Source organism: Desulfosporosinus nitroreducens, assembly GCF_023897015.1.
GTDB lineage: Bacteria > Bacillota > Desulfitobacteriia > Desulfitobacteriales > Desulfitobacteriaceae > Desulfosporosinus > Desulfosporosinus nitroreducens.
Genome location: NZ_JAMHFY010000026.1, coordinates 43,464 through 65,749 on the forward strand (window position 1 = coordinate 43,464; position 22,286 = coordinate 65,749).

The 22,286-nt window shown below is 39.2% G+C and carries 19 protein-coding genes; 12 read left to right on the forward strand and 7 right to left on the reverse strand.

Annotated elements, in window-relative coordinates:
* The 4 genes from M8E35_RS21275 (at nucleotide 1) to glmS (ending at nucleotide 6,827) form a co-directional block, all read left to right on the forward strand.
* A complete protein-coding gene (locus tag M8E35_RS21275) occupies nucleotides 1-1,242 on the forward strand; it encodes a CdaR family protein (protein ID WP_252472251.1) in 1,242 nt (413 codons plus the stop codon).
* An 88-nt stretch (nucleotides 1,243-1,330) separates the two neighbouring features.
* Nucleotides 1,331-2,932, forward strand: coding sequence for an NAD(P)/FAD-dependent oxidoreductase (locus M8E35_RS21280; protein ID WP_252472283.1), 1,602 nt, complete (start codon nucleotides 1,331-1,333; stop codon nucleotides 2,930-2,932).
* A gap of 99 nt (nucleotides 2,933-3,031) precedes the next feature.
* The gene (gene glmM, locus M8E35_RS21285; RefSeq protein ID WP_252472253.1) at nucleotides 3,032-4,369 is read left to right on the forward strand and encodes a phosphoglucosamine mutase; all 1,338 of its coding nucleotides are present in this window, start codon (nucleotides 3,032-3,034) and stop codon (nucleotides 4,367-4,369) included.
* 634 nt (nucleotides 4,370-5,003) lie between these two features.
* Entirely contained in the window at nucleotides 5,004-6,827 is a 1,824-nt protein-coding gene (gene glmS, locus M8E35_RS21290) for a glutamine--fructose-6-phosphate transaminase (isomerizing) (protein WP_252472255.1), read from the forward strand.
* 256 nt (nucleotides 6,828-7,083) lie between these two features.
* Here the strand turns inward: glmS and M8E35_RS21295 are convergent, their stop codons facing one another.
* Together M8E35_RS21295 and M8E35_RS21300 are read right to left on the reverse strand one after the other, a co-directional pair.
* Nucleotides 7,084-7,542 (reverse strand): hypothetical protein, encoded by a 459-nt coding sequence (locus M8E35_RS21295; RefSeq protein WP_252472257.1) that lies wholly within the window; start codon nucleotides 7,540-7,542, stop codon nucleotides 7,084-7,086.
* Nucleotides 7,529-7,744, reverse strand: coding sequence for a helix-turn-helix transcriptional regulator (locus M8E35_RS21300; protein ID WP_073033139.1), 216 nt, complete (start codon nucleotides 7,742-7,744; stop codon nucleotides 7,529-7,531). The genes M8E35_RS21295 and M8E35_RS21300 overlap by 14 nt, the downstream gene beginning before the upstream one ends.
* 302 nt (nucleotides 7,745-8,046) lie before the next feature.
* Between M8E35_RS21300 and M8E35_RS21305 the strand changes: the two genes are divergently transcribed.
* The 4 genes from M8E35_RS21305 to M8E35_RS21320 all read left to right on the forward strand — a co-directional run bounded on the left by M8E35_RS21305 (nucleotide 8,047) and on the right by M8E35_RS21320 (nucleotide 12,735).
* Nucleotides 8,047-8,865, forward strand: a complete 819-nt coding sequence (locus tag M8E35_RS21305; RefSeq protein ID WP_252472259.1) for a TIM barrel protein — start codon at nucleotides 8,047-8,049, stop codon at nucleotides 8,863-8,865.
* Between the two features lie 293 nt (nucleotides 8,866-9,158).
* On the forward strand, nucleotides 9,159-10,511 hold the full coding sequence (locus tag M8E35_RS21310; RefSeq protein ID WP_252472261.1) for an APC family permease: 1,353 nt from the start codon (nucleotides 9,159-9,161) through the stop codon (nucleotides 10,509-10,511).
* A gap of 406 nt (nucleotides 10,512-10,917) precedes the next feature.
* On the forward strand, nucleotides 10,918-11,715 hold the full coding sequence (locus M8E35_RS21315) for an AraC family transcriptional regulator (protein WP_252472263.1): 798 nt from the start codon (nucleotides 10,918-10,920) through the stop codon (nucleotides 11,713-11,715).
* An 81-nt stretch (nucleotides 11,716-11,796) separates the two neighbouring features.
* Nucleotides 11,797-12,735: a DMT family transporter gene (locus M8E35_RS21320; RefSeq protein WP_252472265.1), complete on the forward strand. Its 939-nt coding sequence runs from the start codon at nucleotides 11,797-11,799 to the stop codon at nucleotides 12,733-12,735.
* 150 nt (nucleotides 12,736-12,885) lie between these two features.
* On the opposite strand, the gene M8E35_RS21325 is transcribed toward M8E35_RS21320, so the two are convergent.
* Together M8E35_RS21325 and M8E35_RS21330 are read right to left on the reverse strand one after the other, a co-directional pair.
* Nucleotides 12,886-13,323 (reverse strand): YsnF/AvaK domain-containing protein, encoded by a 438-nt coding sequence (locus M8E35_RS21325; RefSeq protein ID WP_252472266.1) that lies wholly within the window; start codon nucleotides 13,321-13,323, stop codon nucleotides 12,886-12,888.
* A gap of 63 nt (nucleotides 13,324-13,386) precedes the next feature.
* On the reverse strand, nucleotides 13,387-13,863 hold the full coding sequence (locus M8E35_RS21330; protein ID WP_252472267.1) for a YsnF/AvaK domain-containing protein: 477 nt from the start codon (nucleotides 13,861-13,863) through the stop codon (nucleotides 13,387-13,389).
* A 502-nt stretch (nucleotides 13,864-14,365) separates the two neighbouring features.
* Between M8E35_RS21330 and M8E35_RS21335 the strand changes: the two genes are divergently transcribed.
* A complete protein-coding gene (locus M8E35_RS21335) occupies nucleotides 14,366-14,578 on the forward strand; it encodes a hypothetical protein (RefSeq protein WP_252472268.1) in 213 nt (70 codons plus the stop codon).
* 284 nt (nucleotides 14,579-14,862) lie between these two features.
* On the opposite strand, the gene M8E35_RS21340 is transcribed toward M8E35_RS21335, so the two are convergent.
* A complete protein-coding gene (locus M8E35_RS21340; RefSeq protein ID WP_252472269.1) occupies nucleotides 14,863-15,159 on the reverse strand; it encodes a GNAT family N-acetyltransferase in 297 nt (98 codons plus the stop codon).
* A 601-nt stretch (nucleotides 15,160-15,760) separates the two neighbouring features.
* On the opposite strand from M8E35_RS21340, the gene M8E35_RS21345 reads away from it, so the two are divergent.
* Nucleotides 15,761-16,678: a ketopantoate reductase family protein gene (locus tag M8E35_RS21345; protein WP_252472270.1), complete on the forward strand. Its 918-nt coding sequence runs from the start codon at nucleotides 15,761-15,763 to the stop codon at nucleotides 16,676-16,678.
* A 207-nt stretch (nucleotides 16,679-16,885) separates the two neighbouring features.
* Nucleotides 16,886-17,218, forward strand: a complete 333-nt coding sequence (locus M8E35_RS21350; RefSeq protein WP_252472271.1) for a hypothetical protein — start codon at nucleotides 16,886-16,888, stop codon at nucleotides 17,216-17,218.
* A gap of 105 nt (nucleotides 17,219-17,323) precedes the next feature.
* Here M8E35_RS21350 and M8E35_RS21355 read toward each other — a convergent pair whose 3' ends face one another.
* The gene (locus tag M8E35_RS21355; protein ID WP_252472273.1) at nucleotides 17,324-17,710 is read right to left on the reverse strand and encodes a nitrite reductase; all 387 of its coding nucleotides are present in this window, start codon (nucleotides 17,708-17,710) and stop codon (nucleotides 17,324-17,326) included.
* A 233-nt stretch (nucleotides 17,711-17,943) separates the two neighbouring features.
* Between M8E35_RS21355 and M8E35_RS21360 the strand changes: the two genes are divergently transcribed.
* On the forward strand, nucleotides 17,944-18,972 hold the full coding sequence (locus tag M8E35_RS21360; protein ID WP_252472275.1) for a 3-deoxy-7-phosphoheptulonate synthase: 1,029 nt from the start codon (nucleotides 17,944-17,946) through the stop codon (nucleotides 18,970-18,972).
* A 59-nt stretch (nucleotides 18,973-19,031) separates the two neighbouring features.
* Here M8E35_RS21360 and cphA read toward each other — a convergent pair whose 3' ends face one another.
* Nucleotides 19,032-21,644, reverse strand: a complete 2,613-nt coding sequence (cphA, locus tag M8E35_RS21365) for a cyanophycin synthetase (protein ID WP_252472277.1) — start codon at nucleotides 21,642-21,644, stop codon at nucleotides 19,032-19,034.
* Between the last annotated feature and the right edge of the window lie 642 nt (nucleotides 21,645-22,286).

A 22,286-nucleotide genomic window follows, 5' to 3' on the forward strand; every position in this document is an offset into this window, starting at 1 on the left:
ATGCTGGAGATATTTCGGCGAAACCTCGGCGTCAAGGTGGTTTCGTTCTTATTTGCAATCATATTTTGGTTATTTGTGCTTAACCAAGAAACACCTGATAAGCTACTCCCTGAGCAGACTCTGACTATTCCGCTTGTAGTCAGCGGATTGAATCAAGATATGGTTGTTATGACCCAGCTTCCTTTAGTTCTTGTTCGTTTTCAAGGGATTAATCCCAGTGCTAATATTAAAAATATCTATGCGGTGGTTGATCTTTCCGACGGAGTACCTGGGGAAAGTACTTATGGCATTAAAGTAAATGCGCCCCAAGGAACTAATGTCGTTGACCTTCAACCAGCCAGTATTAAATTAAAGCTAGATTCTGTCCAAGAGAAGACGGTTCCAGTTCAAGCCATTATTTCCGGTACCCCTGCGACTGATTATCAAGTGGGCAACCTGATTATTAAACCTTCGGCAGTCAATGTACGCGGACCCAGTTCTATGGTGGGTACTCTAGACAAAGTGATTGTGGAAGTAAGTGTAACAGGAGCTAATGAGACGGTTCAGGTTTCTCGACCAGTAAGTTTTCGAGATAAAGAGGGTAAGCCAATTTTTGGACCGAACCCGGGCTTGGATATTTTAAGTGCCTATCCGAGCAGTGTGGATGTGATTGCTCCAATCATAGCGAGGGAACTTTCTTCAAAGATGATTCCGTTGAAAGTTACCAGCACTGGGACACCGGCCCCAGGAATGGAACTTCGGGAGTTAGTCCCTTCTCCGGCCAGTGTACAAGTTTTAGGTACTCCTCAAGCTTTAAAAGAATTTGACTCAGTGAATATTGGGCCGGTAAACATTACTAATCTAGCAGAAAATAAAACATTTCAGATTCCAATCGAGCAAGTAACGTTACCGGCGGGAGTTTCCTTTTTGAGCGGGACAACCTTGAGTGTTATTGCTCAGATTAGCCCCGGACCCATTCGAAAGAGTATTTCGCAGGTTGCGGTTAAAATTCATAATATAGGAGAAGGACTAGAGCTAGAACAGCCTATTCCTCCTGTTGATATTGTTATTGAAGGCCTTTCTGAGAGCGTAAAAGATGTAAAAGCAGACCAGATCCAGCTTTGGGTAGATGCCTCTGGTCAGGCAGCCGGCAGTTATAAAGAGGTTAAAGTTTTCTGGCAGCTCCCTCCGGGAGTAACAATGCCCACCACACCGCAAGTGAACTATAACCTTAAAGCTGTTTTGGAAAAAGAGCCAGAGTGAATTGTTCAGCTAAAGCTGATGTTGGAAGCAGAGTATGCAGAGTAAGGAACTCCTTCCTATGGTGGGAGTCTTGGGAGTGGACAAATACGTGGATTTAGTGTGGTCGAATTTGAGAATCCCTGTAGAAGAGGATGTCTTCTTAACGACTATGATGGCTCGCAAGCTAAAAGTACCAGAGCATAGTATAAGCGGTCTTCGTTTCCTGCGGCGTTCCTTGGATGCTCGTAAAAAGCCTCATCTTGTTTTCGTCTATACGATTCAATTCTCGCTTGAGGTACCTAGAACTGAGGGGAATCGAATTTTAGCGCGGGTTACAGGATTAAAGGAAGCGCCTATTGAGGTTCCCGTTATATGGACTAGGCCCACTAATAGTCTAATTCATCGTCCTGTAGTGATTGGCGCTGGACCGGCAGGATATTTTGCTGCCTTAACCTTAGCTCGGAGGGGATATGCTCCGCTTGTACTGGAACGGGGTGACTCAGTCGAGGAACGAACACTCAAAGTTAGGGAATTTTGGGAGACAGGGAAGTTAGATACGGAGAGCAATGTACAGTTCGGGGAAGGCGGGGCCGGGACATTCTCGGATGGAAAGCTCACAACACGAATTCAAGATCGACGGATTTCGGATGTTTTAGAGACCTTCGTCAAGCATGGAGCCCCTTCCGAGATTCTATATTTAGCCAAGCCGCACGTTGGGACAGACATACTTAAAGATGTGGTCAAAAGACTTCGGCAGGAAATTGTGTCTTTGGGTGGAGAGGTTCGTTTTCGGGCTAAAGTAACTGGATTACAGACCTCGTTAGGCCGTCTAAGAAAGATTATCGTCAACGGAGAAGAGGAAATTCCTGCCGAAGCGGTCATACTTGCTATTGGGCACAGTGCCAGGGATGTTTACAAATACTTATTCGACATGAACCTTACTTTGGAAAAGAAATCATTTGCTATTGGTTTGCGGGTTGAACACCCGCAGTCGCTTATAAATCTGTCCCAGTATGGAGTTGAGGAACACCCGCATCTTGGACCAGCAGACTATCAGCTGACGTATAAGGATGTGCGAACAGGCCGAGGGGCTTATGCTTTTTGTATGTGCCCAGGAGGAAAGGTTGTGGCAGCTGCTTCTGAAGAGGGAGGGGTTGTTACGAACGGTATGAGCGACTATGCTCGGGATACGAAGATTGCCAACAGTGCCATAGTTGTAACTGTTGGAGCGGATGATTTACCCACTGCACATCCGCTAGCTGGTCTGGAATTCCAAAGATCATGGGAACATAAGGCGTTTATTGCAGGCGGGTCAAGTTACATGGCTCCAGCTCAACGAGTTATAGACTTTTTGGATCGGCGTATCACAAATAGTTTTGATTTGATACCTACTTATTCACCAGGCGTTGTATCGTATAATCTACATGAAGTGCTGCCGGATGCTGTCGGAGATGTGTTAGAACGAGCGCTTCGAGTTTTCAATGGGCAAATAAAAGGATTTACTGGAGAGAAGGCGACTCTAACCGGGACCGAGACAAGAACCAGCTCTCCCATCCGAATTGTAAGAAATGCTCAGGGGGAATCCTTAAACCTAGCAGGGCTATATCCAGCAGGTGAAGGAGCGGGATATGCCGGGGGAATTACAAGTGCTGCCGTAGATGGGATAAGAATCGCCGAATTTCTTATGGCGCAATTTGCTCCTATAGAGTAAACTAATGTAGTTGACTTTGATCATTAAGAATAACGATGTTGAAGATTAAGAACATTTTGCAAGAATAGTAATACACTAGATAGGAAGGGAGGGAACGATTTGGATCGACTCTTTGGAACTGATGGGGTGCGTGGTGTGGCGAACAGCCAGCTGACCCCCGATCTCGCTTTTCGGCTTGGTCAAGCCGGCGCTTATGTACTTAGCAAGGAGCATCCACACCCCCGAATCATAATCGGTAAAGATACCCGGATCTCTGGAGATATGCTGGAAGCGGCACTTATCTCTGGAATTTGCTCTGTTGGAGCGGATGTTTTGCGGGTAGGGGTATTACCAACGCCTGGAATCGCCCTCTTAACGCGTACTCTTGATGTTAGTGCCGGCGTCGTAATTTCGGCGTCCCATAATCCTGTACAAGATAACGGAATTAAGTTTTTTGATTCAACAGGGTATAAATTGCCAGATGCTGTCGAAGATGAGATTGAAAGAATCGTAGTAAGTACAGAAAAGCCTTGGCAGACCCCGATTGGTGGGGAGATCGGACGGGTCATTGATGTAACCGATGCCGAATCGCGTTATAAAGATTTTCTTAAGTCGACTGTCGGGCGTCTGGATGGGATTAAAGTTGTTTTAGATTGTGCCAATGGAGCAGCATCGTTTGTCGGTCCCAAAGTATTACAAGAGGTTGGGGTTGAGGTAATCTCTATTTGTAATACACCCGATGGAGTAAATATTAATGCAGATTGTGGTTCAACACATCCGGAAAGGTTACAAAAGGCAGTTCTGGAACACAGTGCAGATCTTGGATTAGCAATGGATGGAGATGCCGACCGCCTCATTGTGGTAGATGAACAAGGAACTATCTTAGACGGGGATTTCATCATACTAATTTGTGCCTTAGCCCAAAAATCGAAGGGGAAATTAGCTCAGAATGCAGTCGTTGTTACCGTCATGAGCAACTTAGGCTTACATCTTGCCCTAAAAGGGGCAGGAATCCAAATCTATGAGACACAAGTGGGTGACCGCTATGTCATGGAAGAATTAATCAGAACCGGTGCCCAGCTCGGCGGAGAGCAGTCTGGTCATATAATTTTCCTCGACAGCAACACGACCGGGGATGGATTATTGACTGCCCTTCAGTTGTTATCTGTGATCAAGGAACGACAACTTCCGCTATCCATGCTCGCTTCTCAAATGCAACGCTTACCTCAGGTTCTCCTCAATGCTAGAGTTCAACATAAGGAACGTTTGATGAAAGATGCCAGAGTGCTTGCCAAAGTACATGAGGCTGAAGAAATACTCAACGGTCAAGGCAGAGTATTAGTTCGCCCCTCTGGAACAGAGTCTCTTATTCGAGTAATGGTTGAAGGTCCGGACCAACAAAAGTTAAAAGAATTAGCCCAAGAGGTTATTGACACTATTATGCAATGTGATGAATAAAATACCAGTAGATAACTTTTGGATTTAGCTTATAATTATTCATGTGCCTTTTTTAGTTAAGCATTATTAGCTTAATGGGAGGCACATGAACTAACCAGTTCTCAATATTATCTCAGGCCGAACGATTAATAGGAAAGAAGGTGATGCTATACGTAATAGATAGTAAGGATGCTTTTTGGATGGACAGTTGAATCAGTCAGGCAATAATATAAGCGCCAGGACCTTAGCGGTTATTTATTTAAGGTCGACGAGGAAGAGGGTTATCGAATGATTCGGCGGATCCCTCTCGGTGGCTTGTCACCGTAAAGCTTGCTTAAAACCGAAGAGTAATTTTCGGGACAAAGGCTAAGCTGACAAGACAAGGGGAAGATGTGTTCAATTTGATCCCCCTTGCTTGTGTTGTCTAGAATCTGAATCAACAAAGCCGTCCACTTTGGCCGGCTTTTATTATTTTTTAGAGCAAAGGGAAGATTCCTAAGTTTCAGGTTAAATTATGAGTAACGTTGCAGGGTAAATGTTTTGTTTTTAGAGCTTTATGTAAAAGAAGCGTTTTAAAAGAAAAATCTTAAATTTTGCACATAAAGAGGACAAAGATATTAGGTACTAATATTTAGATTGAGAGGGGTAAACACATATGTGTGGTATCGTCGGATATATTGGAAATCAGGTTGCTATTCCCATTTTAGTGGACGGTTTGAAGAAATTAGAGTATAGAGGGTATGATTCAGCAGGGGTAGCCGTCTTAGATTGTGATAAAATCGTCGTTTCTAAAAGTGTAGGGAAGCTAGTGGCCTTAGAAGAAGAACTCGGACAGGTTTATTCCCAATCTTGCATTGGGATTGGACACACTCGGTGGGCGACTCATGGTCGACCTTCCCAGGTCAATGCTCACCCTCATTGCGATTGCAATAAGGATTTTGTGGTAGTGCACAATGGAATTATCGAAAATTACTTGGAATTAAAAGATATGCTCATTGAAAAAGGGCATATCTTTGCCTCGGAAACTGATACAGAGGTTTTGGCCCACTTACTTGAAGACTACTATGAAGGAGACTTTGAGGGAGCTGTGCGCAAGGTTCTAAAGACGATCCGCGGGTCCTATGCAATGGTCGTTTTAAGACGCCAGGACCCGGATAAGCTGGTGGCTGCCCGCAAAGACAGTCCCATGGTGGTCGGGCTCGGAGACGGAGAGTTTTTTGTAGCTAGCGATATCACAGCGATTTTAAACTATACTCGTAAAGTCTATATTTTAGATGATGGTGAAATGGTAGTTATTACAGAAGATGGTGTTACGGTATCAGACTTCGAAGGGAACTCTCGTACGAAAGAAGTCTACGACGTAAAGTGGGATGCAGTGGCTGCTGAGAAGGGCGGATATGAGCACTTCATGCTCAAGGAAATCCATGAACAACCTAAAGCCCTAAAAGACACGATGTTAGGACGCTTGGAAGAAGATAAGGTTATTCTTCAGGAAGTAGATTTAACGCTTGAAGAATTAGCCCAAATTAATAAGGTTTATATCGTCGCTTGCGGTACAGCCTGGCATGCAGGATTGGTTGGTAAGACCTTGATAGAACGGTGGGCACATCTGCCTGTTGAAGTAGATATTGCTTCTGAATTTCGCTATCGTTCCCCCCTTGTAGATAAGCATACCCTAGTTGTGGTCGTGAGCCAGTCTGGAGAAACAGCCGATACCTTAGCGGCTCTGCGTGAAGCTAAAAACCGCGGTGCACGTGTAGTTGCGGTCACGAACGTGGTAGGCAGCACAGTATCCCGTGAAGCTCATGATGTGATCTTTACTTGGGCCGGTCCAGAGATCGCAGTAGCTTCGACGAAAGCCTACACAACCCAGTTGGAAGGAATGGTTTTACTTGGACTCTATCTCGCTCAGGTCAAAGGAACGTTGCCCTCTGAGAAGATCGGGGAGATTATCACTGCTCTGAAGAAGATTCCAGCTCAGGTTCAGGAGCTTTTGAATCAGGCTGGTCTAATTGAAGAATTAGCTAAGTCGTTTGCTAAAGTAGAAAATACCTTCTTCATTGGTCGTTCATTAGACTGGGCCGTCGCCATGGAAGGATCTCTAAAACTGAAGGAAATCTCCTATATCCACGCCGAAGCTTATGCGGCAGGCGAGTTGAAACACGGCACATTAGCCTTGATCACGGAGAATACACCCGTTATTGCGTTAGCGACCCAACGAGATGTGTTTGAAAAGACCATTTCCAATGTCAAAGAAGTTAAAGCACGGGATGCTAAAGTGATCGGACTAACCTATGAAGGAAACACCAGCATGGCAAAATCTGTTGATCATGTGATCTATATTCCGGAGACCATGGATGAGCTTTCGCCGATTCTCACAGTCATCCCCCTACAACTTTTATCGTACTATGTATCCGTTGCCAGAGGGTGCGATGTCGATAAGCCGAGAAATTTAGCGAAGAGCGTGACGGTGGAGTAGGGTTTTGTTGGGTTATATTGGGTGTTGTTATGGTCCGAAAAAATACTGGTACTAGTAAAAAAATACTGTATACAAAATAAATGTTGTAACTGGATGATAAATACTGTAACTAAAATTATGAATAAATATGCACCTGGAATGTGAGAAATCAAAAAGTTTGAGAAAAACGTCGAATAGTTTAATAAAGTAATAAGGTCATATAATAAGACGCTTACCCCTTAAGATTAAATTAAAGGGTAAGCGTCTCAATATATAGTTAAGTGCGTTTATCATGATAAATATTAGCACCTATAGAAGCAATAACCATAATAGAAGGCACAATTGCCACTCCTACAAAAATCCCTAGTAAGCCATTATATATTGTTGCATCCGTTAAGCCATTATATTTTATGACTCCTATGGCAACCATCGATAACGCAGTCAGTACAAGAAATAAATTAAGGGTGATTTTAAAAGCACTGCTTTCAGCCTTGAGGGTAACAAATTTTCTTCTTTCATCGGCATTCTGCTCATCTTCTTTAGTACGTTTACTATCCAGACCTCTATATACCTGACTGACACCGAATAGTACACATAAAATAGTGAAGAAGATACTTTTAACATTGCTTACGGTATTCAAATCATGCGGATCATTTATCAAAAGTATAATATAAGCAACTGCTATTAGCAGGAAGGATACACCACTCCAAAAGCCTTTTTTATTATATATTTTCATTTTTTAGATTTTCCTCCAAGCTATATAATGTTTCAATCGTAGTATTAAAAACTAAAGCGATTTTATATGCCAACATTATAGATGGATTGTACTTTTCTTTTTCAAGTGAAATAATAGTTCTATTTGAAACGAAAACCAAATCAGCCAATTGTTGTTGTGTCATATTTTTGCTAATTCGAAACTCCTTAATTTTATTTTTCAACGATTTACCAACTTTCTATAATATGAAGTATGTTTCACGTGAAGTACACTTCGCATTATAATTGTAAACATAATATATTGTCAAGAGAATTGCTCTTGTCCAGCTTAATTAAATCTTTGAATTGGGTCCAAGGTTAACATATTTGCATGGAGTTCTAATATTGTCCCGCTCCTCTAGATTAATCCGGATATTAAGATTATAAGCTTTGACAAACTGGGTAAACATAGGTATTAGTCTACAACTTTCTTTTATGGTATATTATGTTAAGTTTATTCGCCTTGAGGTCAAAAAGGATGATTATAATGGATACACTTTTATTTGGCATATCTGGTCTTCCGTTAGGAAACGGTTTCACCAAATTTAGTTATGCTAGTGGGATAGACTATGCTAAGTCAATAGGGCTTGATGCAATGGAGCTCCTTTTTGTCAGAAACGTTAATATTACGGATAACAATAAGGGCCTTATATTACAAGCCAAGTTAAAAAATAATTTTTATTTATCAGCACATGGCTCCCACTACATAAATTTAAATGCCAATGAATCGGTAAGACAGGAACAATCCATAGAAAGGATTTTAAAGGCTCTGGAAGGTCTGTCCAAAGTTGGAGGGAGGAGTCTAATCTTTCATCCAGGCTTTTACTTGGGAGACTCCAAAGAGGATGCGTATAATACCATAAGAGACAATTTATTACGCCTTCCCCTAACCGGGGTAGATTATAGATTAGAGACAACTGGAAAGGGAACGCAATTCGGCACACTTGAGGAACTAGTGTCTTTGTGTAAAGAAATTAGCTCGTGTAAACTATGTATTGATTTTTCACACATACACGCTAGATACAACGGCAAACTAAAAGGGTTTAATGATTTTGCGATAATACTTCAGTATGTTTTTGATGAACTTGGAAAATCGGCTTTGGAAGACTTGCATATTCATATGGGAGGCGTAAATTACAATGAAAAAGGTGAGCGGAACCATCTACCGTTGTTAGAAAGTGACTTCAATTATGTGGATTGCCTGAAGGCTATAAAGTACTTTAACGTAGAAGGTTGCATAATAGCTGAAGGTCCTATGGTGGAAAAAGATGCACTGTTACTAAAAGAAACCTTCGAAAGGCTTTGATTGTTGGTTCCGTCGCACGTTGGTGGACGAATGTTCTGAGGAAACTTTTTGTTTAGGGGGTCGCACTTTTGCGCAGAATATACAATTGAGTGTAGAGATCGAAGGGTTTGCGGATTTGTCGCTGAGAATGACTGGGAATTCTAAGAATGTTTGAAACTAGTTTGGTTATGAAAGACGCTTTCGATATAAATGATTCAAGACTAGCATTTATTTTTTTGAGACTTTATGTTACAGTAATTAAATTGCAAATATAATTTTTTCCTACAAAATATTTGGTGATGAGGAGATTAATTATGGAAAACGGACTAGAAAAAAAGTACGGCCTTATGACTGCTATAGCGATGGTCATTGGTATTGTAATCGGCAGCGGTGTATTTTTTAAAGCAGAGAAGGTTCTAACCGCTACCGGTGGCAATCTTCCACAGGGTATCTTGGCCTGGATCATCGGCGGAATAATAATGATTGTCTGTGCCTATGTTTTTGCAACCCTGGCCACTAGATATGAGAAAGTGAATGGTGTTGTTGACTACGCTGAAGCTGCTCTTGGCGGTAAGTACGCTTATTTTATTGGTTGGTTCATGGCAGCTATCTATTACCCAACTCTAACCTCTGTACTTGCATGGGTCTCTGCCAGATACACGTGTGTTTTGCTAGGATGGGATATAGTAGGGGCTGAAGCGATGGCCATTTCTGGCTTTTATCTGGTTGGAAGCTTTGCATTAAATGCTCTTTCTCCAAAGCTTGCTGGTAAGTTCCAGGTATCCACTACCATGATTAAGATTGTACCTCTTGCACTGATGGCAGTTGTAGGGATAATCGTAGGTCTCGGAAACGGCATTTTGGTTAGTAACTTCACTAGTGGTGTCATTGCTAATGTGACTAGCGACTACCCGCTGTTTACTGCTGTTGTTGCTACCGCTTTCGCATATGAAGGCTGGATTATTGCAACTAGTATTAATGCTGAATTAAAGGATGCAAAGAAAAATCTCCCTCGGGCACTTACCTTTGGGACAATGTTCGTGGCTTTGATTTACATCCTGTATTACACAGGACTTGCCGGGGCTGTTAGTAACAGCGTTATGATGCAAGGTGGCGAAGCGGGAGCAAAGCTGGCATTTTCCACTGTATTCTCTAACATAGGAGGTACAGTTCTCTTCGTATTTGTTGTAATTTCTTGCTTAGGAACTTTGAATGGTTTGATGATGGGCTGCACCCGCGGTTTCTACTCTTTGGCGGCTAGAGATATGGGTCCTGAACCAAAAGTTTTTAAATGCATCGACGTAAACACCAATATGCCGACTAACTCCTCAATTTTAGGGCTTCTGCTAAGCGGCGTTTGGCTGTTGTACTTCTTCGGTTCAAATCTGACACCTGTTCCTTGGTTTGGCCCGTTTAGTTTTGATAGTTCTGAACTGCCCATTGTTACCATCTATGCCATGTATATTCCCATTTTCATTATGATGATGGTTAAAGAAAAGTCTCTCAACTTTTTTAAACGTTTCCTCATGCCGTCATTTGCGATCTGCGCCTGTGTCTTCATGGTGATTGCTGCATTCTATGCTCATAGCAAGGCAGTGTGGTTCTACCTTATTATTTTCATCGTTATTATGGCTATTGGGATGATTATAAACCCTAAAAAGAAATAAAGTTGTAACATCTAAAGAGTTTCTTTCCAGATGTTACAATCGTGAATGTTATCGCCTTCATTTCAAGGGATTGAATATGGAGGAGATAACACAGTAATATTTTTAGTACGGTATAGTGTCTTTTATGTTTCCTTGGACGGTATGTTCTGAGGAAACTTTTTGTTTGAAGAAAAACGTTTCTTTCCCTAGGCGGGGAAAGGAAGAGGGCTGGGGGTTCTTTCAAAGTCACAGGTCTTTATAGAAGCAGCACTTGAAATCTCCCTGATATTTGTATAGATTTACAAGTAGAAGGGAAAATGGCAATGTAGAAACTGTTTGCACGTTTGCATTAAGGCAAGGTTTGTGAATTTCAATACAGTAAAAAGCAGACAATGCGGTCGAAAGAAAATGATTGTTGGAGGTATTCATGACTGGTGTTTGGTATTTTCGGGATAGTGAATTTCCTGATATAGAAATAAAATCTTGTAGTAATTCAGTTCATTCTTCTAAAAAACATGCTCATGAGGAGCTTTCAATAGGTTTGGTTGAAAAAGGGATTAGCGTAAATGAGTACCAGGGCCAAATGTTTGAAGTAAGTCCGGGTTATCTGATTATAATTCCTCCGGAAGTCATTCATAAGTGTTCACCTCGGAGTTATGGGTGTTGGCAATTTAAGATGTTATACATACGTCCCTCATGGCTAAAGGCAGCGTTCGGCTTACAGACCATAGATTATATCTCAACGGTAAAACTGTTGGATAAGAATAATTTGAAGCAAACTACAAATCTGTTTCGAATATTACTAAGTAAGTTGCCAACGATACAGAAAGAAAGTTGTCTAATTCGTGAGTTGCCCAGACTGCTTAGTTTTGGATTTCTCCTTGAAGGGGACCAAGAATCCTTCGATAATCACAACATTAGGGCGCTTAAACTCTCCCGTGAGTATATGGAAGACAATTATTTAGACAGAATCACTCTGGACAACTTGGCCAACGTCTCTGGACTAAGTAAATATCATCTTATAAGACTGTTCAACAAAATATGTGGTATCTCTCCACATGGATATTTAACGATGTTGCGAATTAATCACGCCAAAAAGGAGTTGCATAAAAACATTTCTATTGCTGAAGTAGCGGCTAAAGCAGGATTTTATGATCAGAGCCATTTTTCTAAAACATTCAAACAATACTTAGGTATTACACCGGATTATTATAGAAGAGCTTAAGTATAACCTTGGAACAATTTTTTCCTATATTTTTTCTTTTACAGGCCGTAAAATATGACAAAACGGCTAGGAGGACAGCAGATGAGCGGAAGGACGTTGTACGGGCACCTGATTGCGTTGCTTACAGTATCTATCTGGGGAACAACCTTTGTTTTTACAAAAATTTTACTAGATGATTCAACCCCAGTTGAAATACTATTCTATCGATTTCTAATAGGGTATTGCGCACTATTTTTGCTTTACCCGAGGACCCACAAGACAAAAGGACTGAAAGAAGAACTATTGTTTTTTGGATTGGGACTATCAGGAGTTTCATTATATTTTCTATTAGAAAACACAGCTTTGCAATTCACACTAGCTGCCAATGTAGGGCTTCTATCAGGGACAGTACCTATTCTAACGGCAATTGTGTCGCATTTTTTTACAACTGATGAAAGGTTCAGCAGAAAGCTCGTTTGGGGTTTCTTAGTGGCCTTCGCTGGAACGGCCATGGTAATTTTTAACGCTCAGGTTATATTGAATTTAAATCCCTTGGGAGATTTCCTGGCACTGATGGCACCATTAGCTTGGGCTTTCTATTCAATTTTGTTAAAGAAAGTAGACCATTGTTATAATCCTATTTTCGTAACCAGAAAGACGTTTTTTTATGGACTTCTAACAGTGATTCCAATCATGATTTTTCAAGATGCGAATTTTATGCCGGAGAAAATAGTTTCCCTTCAGTTTGGTTTAAACATTGGATTCCTCGGCCTGATCGCATCAGCGCTATGTTTTGTTACCTGGAACAGAGCTGTTGAGATAATTGGTACAATAAAGGCCAGTAATTATATCTATCTAGTTCCTCTGATCTCAATGGTCACTTCGATTCTCGTATTAAATGAAAAGGTTACAAATTTGGCAGTGGCGGGTGGTTTCTTGATTCTCACCGGTGTATACATATCTGAACACGGTTTTAAAGCAGAATGGTTACATAAGCTTGTGGTGAAAAAAACAGATGATCTATCAAAGCAATCTCAGTAAAATGGGGGAAGCAGATCTAGAAAATGGAATTCAGTCGGTCAGCCTATTATCAGGAACAGCAATTTTGTTGATATAATGTTAGCGGAACAGATACATCTGACTGGTGTACTCACGGAAGTTCTGTATGGAATATCGAAACGGACAAATATGCTAATTTTGATAATCGTCTCTGACTTTTGGGGAACCAAAAATTCTAATGGCAGACTCCTCCCTCTTCAGGGTCTCTTCAATATGTTGTATTTCCTCTATCTGTTGCTTATAGATAGAGACATCCTCTAAAGAAACCATGCGTTTAGTAAATTCAACCTGTTCTTCACTAAGACGAATGCGGATAACATCCGGAGGTTCATTTTGTTCAGGGGCAGCCGAAACAGGGAGTTTCTTCTCTATTACGAGCTCCTCGTATTCTACAGTCAAAGTAAAGATTTTTTCCTCGGTCAAGGATTCCCTATAAATCTTGACTTCTCCTGTTTGCAGCCACTTTTTTGCTAGAACAAGCTGTTCTTCTTTAAGCTGCAGCGTCACATCGATAGTGGGGCTTTCTCTATCAACTGGTATATTCATTGCCATATCTTTCTCTCCAATCATTGAGAAACACCTCACCAATCACGGATGAGAATTGGTGAGGTGTTTTCAACTTTATTTTAATGATTAATGGTATTGTTGATCGGATACATTATCAACGACATCGGGGTTGCCAAATTCTTTGATCCGAGCTTCCTCTCGTTTAAGGGTCTCATCTATATGCTTTGTCTCTTCGATATCATGTTTATGCGCTATGACTTCCCCTGTTATTACAGTACGTTTACCTACATCAACTTTCTCTTGACTGACAGGAATTCGAATGGTTTCTTCGGCGGTTATAGGTGAATCACTCTGTTCATTGTTTAAGGTTCTTCTTTCAATCACTATTTCTTCACGTAATACAGGTACATCCACGATTTTTTGTTCCTCAATAATTTCTTTACCAAACTCTACTTCACCTGTTTGCACTCTACTTTTGCTAATATCAAGCTCCTCTTGACGGAGAAGAAGCTTTGCTTCCTCAGTCCTTGTTTCGTTCTCATTAACTTCGTTTTTCAGATCTTTCGCATCGTCGTTTCCAAAAATATCGTCCAATATACCCATTTGTTAAATACCTCCTTCTTTCTATCCATTTATATAATACCCTTCAGAAAAGTCTATTATCCGAGTAATGTGGAATCAGTTGCTATACTTGCATTTGTTTTAGATCAATGAGGTTAAAAAAGAAAATTACAGCATAATGAGATATCCATGCCTTATAATAGAACAAACAAATATCCGTCCCGCTTGGTTTATCGAGATGTACAAATAGGAGAATGATATCGTTTGTATATGTAACGGAAAAGGAGTATCGCTAGAGTTAGGGGAAAATATTACGTTGATCGTTTAGGTTGGATTACCATGTATCATATAAGGGAACTGGTCATCGGATCATTGGAGGATGAATGATTTTGACGCTGAATGAGCGTCTTTTTTTATTCTTGCATAATCTATAGAGGAATTCAGGAATGTATGAAGAATCATTCGAGTGAGTGGTAAATCTTGGCTGGCTTTTCATGTTCAACTTAGACTTAATCAAGTCGAGCGGAGAAGGGGGAACTTATTTATGGTTTGGCTCAATGTTGATAGACCAACTAAGAAGTGTACCTTACACATGAATAGTAGTTGTACCTACTTACTAAAGAAAAGTGAGACCGACAATAAAGGAATTGGAAACATGAAACGAGACGGCGGATGGTTGAGTTTTGCTGATCCAAAACTGGCAAAATTATATCATCAAATTAATTTGCCTGAGTATGAATTCATTGACCATTGTTAAACAAAACAACCCTCCACAAAAAATGGAGGGTTGGGTATTTGTAGCATAGAAAAGGTCTCCGATTAGAATACAATGCCCATTGCAATAAGCATAAGAATTGAAATAACTATGATACCAATACCAGCACAACATATTAACATCGGTACATCCTCCTTTTCCAGTATATTACATAATATTCCTTGCCTCCTTACTTGACACAAAATGGAAAAGAGGGAATAACGGCAAAATAAACCATCAAAATCTGACCATGTCTGATTTTGATGGTAATTAAGGCCAAGGTGTTGCTAGCGACTGTAGCGACCTTGGTAACCTGGGAAGTTGTGTAATTCTTTGGTGTTAAGGAGTCTAAACCCCATTCTAGTCCAGAATCCACGAGCCTCAGCAACAGATCCGAGAACGATGTATTTGAAGCCCAAATCACTAGCAAAATCTTTAAGCCATTTGATGCAGAAAGTTCCAATCCCCTTTCTTATAAGATGCGAAGGTAATGTTAACAAGTCGACATAAATGCCTTGTTTAGCGTTGCAAAAATGAAACCAGAATTGAGTAAAGTCTTCTTTGTTTCGATCATCTAAAACCACAATATCAGTCCCGTAATGCATTAGAACGAATTGAAGTTCGTAGTTTATATTTAAAGTGTCTTTTAAAGATTCTACCTTAAGTCGAGCGTTCTCGTAGAACAAAAGCATGTCAGGCTCTCTCGACTTATGCGCTGGCGGCTCATAAACGAAAATCCCACTATCTTTTGGATCGTTGAGAAAGCAATAATCTGAGAACGTTAATTCATTTACCCCATGCTTGTTTTCAGGAGATTTGATTCTTCTTCACAAACATCATAATTCTTGAACAACATATAATCACTCCTCTCAAGTGTAAGAATCTTTTTGTTATATCATATGAAAGATATATAGTGCGTAACAGAATATTTAGATAATTATTTGCCGTACAACATACTTTTTTTTGGATTGATTCTATTGAAAATTGCCAACCTGCAGGTTTATTGGGTAAACGTTATGCTATAATGAGTAACTAAAAAGAGCTACCCAGAGGGCGGCTCTCATTTAGTTTTAATCTGAATCTTGTGTCACTTTTAGCATTTGCTTGCTTAAGAGCAATTGAATTAAGAGCAGAATGTCTTAGGGGCATAAGACACTTATAAAAGGCAAGGGGCGAGCTTGGAAGATGACGATCAAAACAGTTTCGATTATAGGCTTAGGTGCTTTAGGAATAATGTTTGCAAAGCATTTTTCCGGTAATTTAACCAAAAATGATGTTCGTGTTATTGCAAATCAAAGACGCATTCAGAAATATGAGAAGAATGGCATCTTTTGTAATGGTGAGCGTTATGATTTTAATTATGTTTTACCTGAAAGCAAGCAAAAGCCTGTAGACTTATTGATCTTCTGTGTGAAATTCAATCAATTACAGCAAGCGATTGAGGACACGAGGCATCAAGTGGGAGAGCATACAATCATTCTTTCGGCACTTAATGGAATTTCTAGTGAAGAAATTATTGGAAAAACATTTGGAATGGAAAAAATACTTTATTGCGTTGCCCAAGGGATGGATGCAGTAAAAATTGAAAACAAGTTGACATATAAGAACATGGGAATGATATGCTTCGGAGAAAAAGAGAATACGGTCTGGTCTGAGAAAGTAACAACTGTCGCAGAGTTTTTCAATATTATTGATTTTCCTTATGAGGTGCCGAAAAATATGAATCATCGTTTGTGGGGGAAATTCATGTTAAATACAGGAGTTAATCAGACAGTAGCAGTGTTTTCAACAAATTATGGCGGTATTCAAGTAGCGGGTGAGCCTAGGAATGTTATGATAGCTGCAATGAGGGAAGTTATCGCCCTCTCTTGCAAGGTTGGTATAAATTTAGATGAATCAGATTTAACGTATTGGTTAAATGTTCTAGCCAACTTAAATCCTCTGGGGATGCCGTCTATGCGTCAAGATATGGCAGTAAACACTAAAACTGAGGTAGAGCTTTTTTCAGGAACAGTTATCGAATTGGGACGGCAATATCATGTACCAACACCAATAAATGATTGGCTGTATCATAAAGTACACGAGATGGAAAAGGACTTTTAGAGAATCAAGATATTCTAATGGGATGTCCCGCTTGAGATACATGGCACAAATTTCAGTTTGAGACTAAAAATTTGTGTTGATAATAAAAGAGATTTCTTTGTCAGAATACTAGAAGCCTACGATATTCCCAAAGATAAGCTGGAAGTAAAATTCCGACTGGCAGAACGGAAATAGCTTGCAATATGAGCACGAGGTTGCTTAGCTACCGTGAAGGAATACTTAGGGCAAAGTGCTTTGATCAATCTTGCGGTTGCCACAATGGTTTTAGGATATAGCATCCTGTTGCATCACATTTTTGATGTATTAGAGGCGCGATTTGCATTAATTAGATATATAAATCAAAGGCAACCGCTGGATGGATTAGCGGTTGCCTTTGATTTATATTTGCAAAATACTTACGACTACTATACTAAATATATTAACTCTCCTGTCTCCCAAAAAAAGGGTATACGTCGCTCGTTAAATACAGGTTTAGCTATCGGCGGAGTTATAGCACTTGTAGGGATATGGTTTTTTTTGATGATTACGCTAACTCCTTAATTGGAAGTGCTATTTAAAGAGTTTTTGCTTATCCACTAAAAATAATCACACAAATAATATATCGATTGAACATTAACCGATATATTATTTGTGTGATTTACGATTCTATCCTTTGCTCTTCTGTAATTCGCTAAGACGATTATTAAAATAGGTTTTGACTTGCTCAACATATTCCGATTTTAGGGAGAATTTACTGAAGTAACAACTAAAATCCCTATCTAAGCCGTAAGTTCCAGACTCAACCCATTCCTCATCAAGTGTACAGGTCGCTTTAATCTGATCGTACAAATAGCTAGAGCCTGAGAATGTTTCAAAGAGATTATTCAACTCGTTATCTATCTGTGGATGCGGTAGAATAAGATTAAAAGGCTTTTTATAGTTGCCATATTTATATGTACCTTCTTCTTCCCAGACAAAAGGTTTTTCGCAAGATTCCAAGATAGCTTGACAGGTTTTAATCATTCCTTCTTTATCTTCAATCTCTAAGGACATTTTTTAACACCTCTGAAATGGTTTTTGTTTATTATACTATGATATAGTGAAAAAATGAACTTTATGGTTTATTATGAAAGTTTTCAATAGGAAGAATGTTTAAGGCAAGGGGCAGTTCAATAATGAGACGGCTATTTGGAGATTTTTTGTGATGACAATCATTGCTAGTCTTGTATAAAAAAACTATACTGAAGAATGTAGTTCTTAGGCAAAAAGCAAAAGGAGAATATGATATGAGTATGAAGTTCATTAAACGAATACCTACTGCCGATGAAATAATAGAGGAGATACCTTTACCAAATCACATTAAAGATATAAAAGAAACCAGGGATAAGGATATAAGGAATATTCTCGAGAATAAGGATGAAAGGTTTATCCTTATAATAGGCCCATGTTCAGCAGATAATGAAGATTCTGTCTGCGAATATATTGGGAAGCTTGCCCAAGTTCAGGAACAAGTAAAAGATTCGATTTTGATTATACCTCGAATCTATACAAATAAGCCTCGAACGACAGGTGAAGGTTATAAAGGCATGGCGCACCAACCAGACCCAAGCAAAAAACCAGATTTATTTGAGGGTATAAAAGCGATAAGAAAAATGCATTTAAGAGCATTATCTGCCTATCACATGCCTGCAGCCGATGAAATGCTCTATCCGGAAAATTATACCTATCTTGCAGACGTTTTGGGGTATATTGCCATAGGTGCTCGTTCGGTAGAAAATCAGCAACACAGGCTAGCTGTAAGTGGAGTTGACGCACCTGTTGGTATGAAAAATCCTACCAGCGGCGACCTGTCTGTAATGTTAAATTCTATAATAGCAGCCCAGCAGGGCCATACTTTTACATATTCCGGATGGGAAGTTGAAACCACAGGCAATCAGCTTACTCATGCAATCTTAAGAGGCGCAGTCGATTCTAATGGTAGAAATATTCCAAATTACCATTATGAAGATTTAATTCGTATTGCTCAAGACTATGAAAAACTCCAACTTTTAAATCCGTCAATTATTGTTGATACAAACCATGCGAATTCTATGAAATGTTATTCAGAACAGCCTAGAATAGCAAGAGAGGTTTTGATGAGTAGGAAATATGACACTCTGCTTAAGAAAATGATCAAAGGCCTCATGATTGAAAGCTATCTAGAAGAAGGTAAGCAAGGTATTGGTGAAAATATTTATGGAAAATCAATAACAGATGCCTGCCTTGGATGGGAGAGCACAGAAAAATTAATCTACAATATTGCTGAAAATATTTAGATTCAATTAATCGTCGTTTAAATTAATAGCCTGTATCTCTATGGATACAGGCTATTAATTTATTTTGCAGACAGAGCTTGGAATTTAACCTCATCAAGTTTACGTCTCATTATTTCAACAAGAGGTTCAGACTGCTCAAAGAAGACAATTACAATATCCTCAGGCTCTGCAAGATCTAAGGCTGCTTTGAAGGCCTCCGTCTCCTCTGAAATCTTTCTGATGTTCATACTGTTAAACTTTGACGTCAGGACTCCCTTTTCTAAAAGATCTGCCACCTCACCTTTAGCCCTGCCTCTTTTCTCCGCATCTTCTTTTATAAAAATATAATCAAAGTTGTTGCCGGCACATCGACCAACTTCAAATATATCAATGTCCGATCTATCTCCCGGTACTCCAATAACACCTATAAGTTTATGGTGTTGTATATGCTTCAGTCCATCTAAAACGCAATTATAACCATCTTTATTATGTCCATAGTCCAATATGACCCTTTTATTATTGACAAAATACATATTAAATCTTCCAGGATTTTGATTGCAGTAAAATGACATCAAACCCTGTCTAATAATATTAGAATCAATACCAAGTCCTATAGCGGTTGCACAGGCAGCCATAGCATTTTCAATGTTATATTTGAGGATGCCTTTTAACGTAATTCCAATATTATTGACGTCGATTAACGTTTCACTCTTAAAACCCTTCTGGATTATTAAATCGCCTTCATCAATATAGACTCCATATCCACCGTTTCTCATATTTGCTTGCAGGACTTCATTAACCTTATTGTTAGAAAAGATAATAAGGTTACTTTTAAAGCGGTTTAAGACACTTATACTCACTTTATCATCCCCATTAATAACAACATAGCCATCTTCTTTAACTGCTTCTCCTACCAACGCTTTGACTTTTGCCAAATCTTCCATGGTTTCTACTTCATCTATCCCAAGGTGATCTCGAGTTATGTTTGTAATAACCCCGACATCTGCAACATCATAGGCCAATCCACCTCTTATTATTCCTCCTCGGGCAGTTTCCAGGACTGCTGCATCGATATCCTTATTCATTAGGACAGCTAAAGCGCTCTTGGGACCGGTTGTGTCACCTTTAAAGATACATTTCCCGTCAATATAAATTCCATCCGTTGTAGTCATTCCAACAGTATATCCAGCAATTGCAAGTATGTGCGCAATAAGTCTGGTGGTGGTGGTTTTCCCATTGGTGCCTGTTATTGCTACTAATGGAGTTTTTTCATATCCATCCTTAAATAACTTATCAACTATATGTCCTGCAACATTGCGTTTTGTTCCACTATACGGATTATGATGCATTCTGATACCAGGTGCAGCATTTATTTCAATAATTGCCCCACCTTCATTGAGAGGTTTACTAATATCTTGACACAGCAAATCTATACCACAAATATCTAGTCCAATTGCACTTGCAGATCTCTTGCAATATTCAATATTCTCACTACATATTGATTCAGTATAATCTATAGAAAACCCACCCGTTGATAAATTTGCATTATCTTTTAGATTTAGGGTCTCATCTTGAGGAAGAATAGACTTGAGCGAATAGTTCTTTTGCCTTAGGTATGCTATAAGGGTTTCATCGATCTTAATCTTGGTTAGTTCCTTTTCGTGACCCTCACCTCTTCGGATATCTCCATTAGTCTGAAGTATAAGGTTCTCTATAGAACTTATTCCATCTCCTGTAATAAATGGGGGGATTCTTTCTGAAACTGCAACAACATCTCCATAAACGATACATACTCTATAATCGCTTCCGGTTAAATGCTTTTCGATCATTATATCGCTATAATCCTTAATTAAATGGTCATAGGCATCTGATAACTCTATCTGATCCTTTATATTGGCAATAACCCCCTTGCCTTGGTTTCCAAACTGGGGTTTAAGTACTACCGGATAGCCAATATCCTCAGCACCTAAAATTGCTTTAATTTTACTTCCTACTTTCATGCCTCTTGCTACTGGTATACAATGCAAGTCTAGTAGTTCTTTAGTCAGTAATTTATCTTGTGCTATCCCTACAGCTATTTCCCTAGTATCACTCCCCAAGGTCGCTTGTATCGTCTTGGAGTGTTTTCCATAACCTAATTGAAATATGCTTTCTTCGCCTATTCTCAATATAGGAATTCCTCGTTTTTTTGCCTCGTCACAAATAGCTATTGTACTTAACCCTAGTTGTTCATCCCTTAATATTTCAATTAGTTTAGTTAAACACATATCTAGATCGAGTGGTTCCTTATTTATTAATGAATTGATGAGGTTAATTGCCATTTTTCCAGTCTCTAGTCCTGTATTCATATATTCATACTGATAAATTACATAATAATGATCCCCAGATATTTCTCGAGCTTTTCCATACTTTATTTCCACACCAATCATATTATGGAGTGCTATTATTACATGTTCAGATACATGTGCCAAATATGTACCCTCGGTAAGTCTCTTAATAAAGCCTCTATCTTCATCTATACCACATCTGTGTTTAGTAAGCTCGGGTAATATACTTACTAAATTTTGATTAAAACCATCAATTTCTTTACTGGGAATTTCACTATACCCTTCTAAATCTAGGTCTAGTCTTATGCACTTTTTGTATGAATATATATTTTTACCCGGGAAGACCTTAGAACTAATTATTTTCACGTAGCTCTCCTCCTGTCGAATATCGGACATAAAAAATCGCATGAAAACTAGGTTAAGATAAAGTCAAACTTCCCCAAGGATGTTATCCTGAGGAAATCTGCATAGAAATTGAAACGTTCTCCTAAAGTAAGATTAACAATATTAGTTTTTATTTGTTGAGTCTTAATTTAAAGTACAGACTTGATTTTAGAAAGGGAGAGTATTAAAGCTCTCCCTTATGTATTTTAAATGGTTCGATGAACTCCTTGGATGTTTGCTCCTAATTAAAAAGAAGTTCATTTAAACCATGTGATTTAATATATCCAAGTGACGAACATGTACGCTGGTATGTTTTGTTTATTCATTTATGTATAATAATCTAAAACCAAGAAACATAATTTAATTTTAAACTAGTCGTATACAATGGGGAAGGCCTTATGGGGAAGGCCTTATGGGGAAAAAGGCATCCATTCTCTGATGAAATGTTGTACTTGGATAAAAATAACAGTAGACAGAACATACTAAAAGATGATATTCTAACAAAGCGCCAAAACGACGCACAGAGGATTGAATATCTAAGAGATTAAAAACCTTCGAACCTTTCAATCGAAACAATACAAATTAGTTATTGACAACAAGAGTTGAAAATGCTAAGATGTGCAT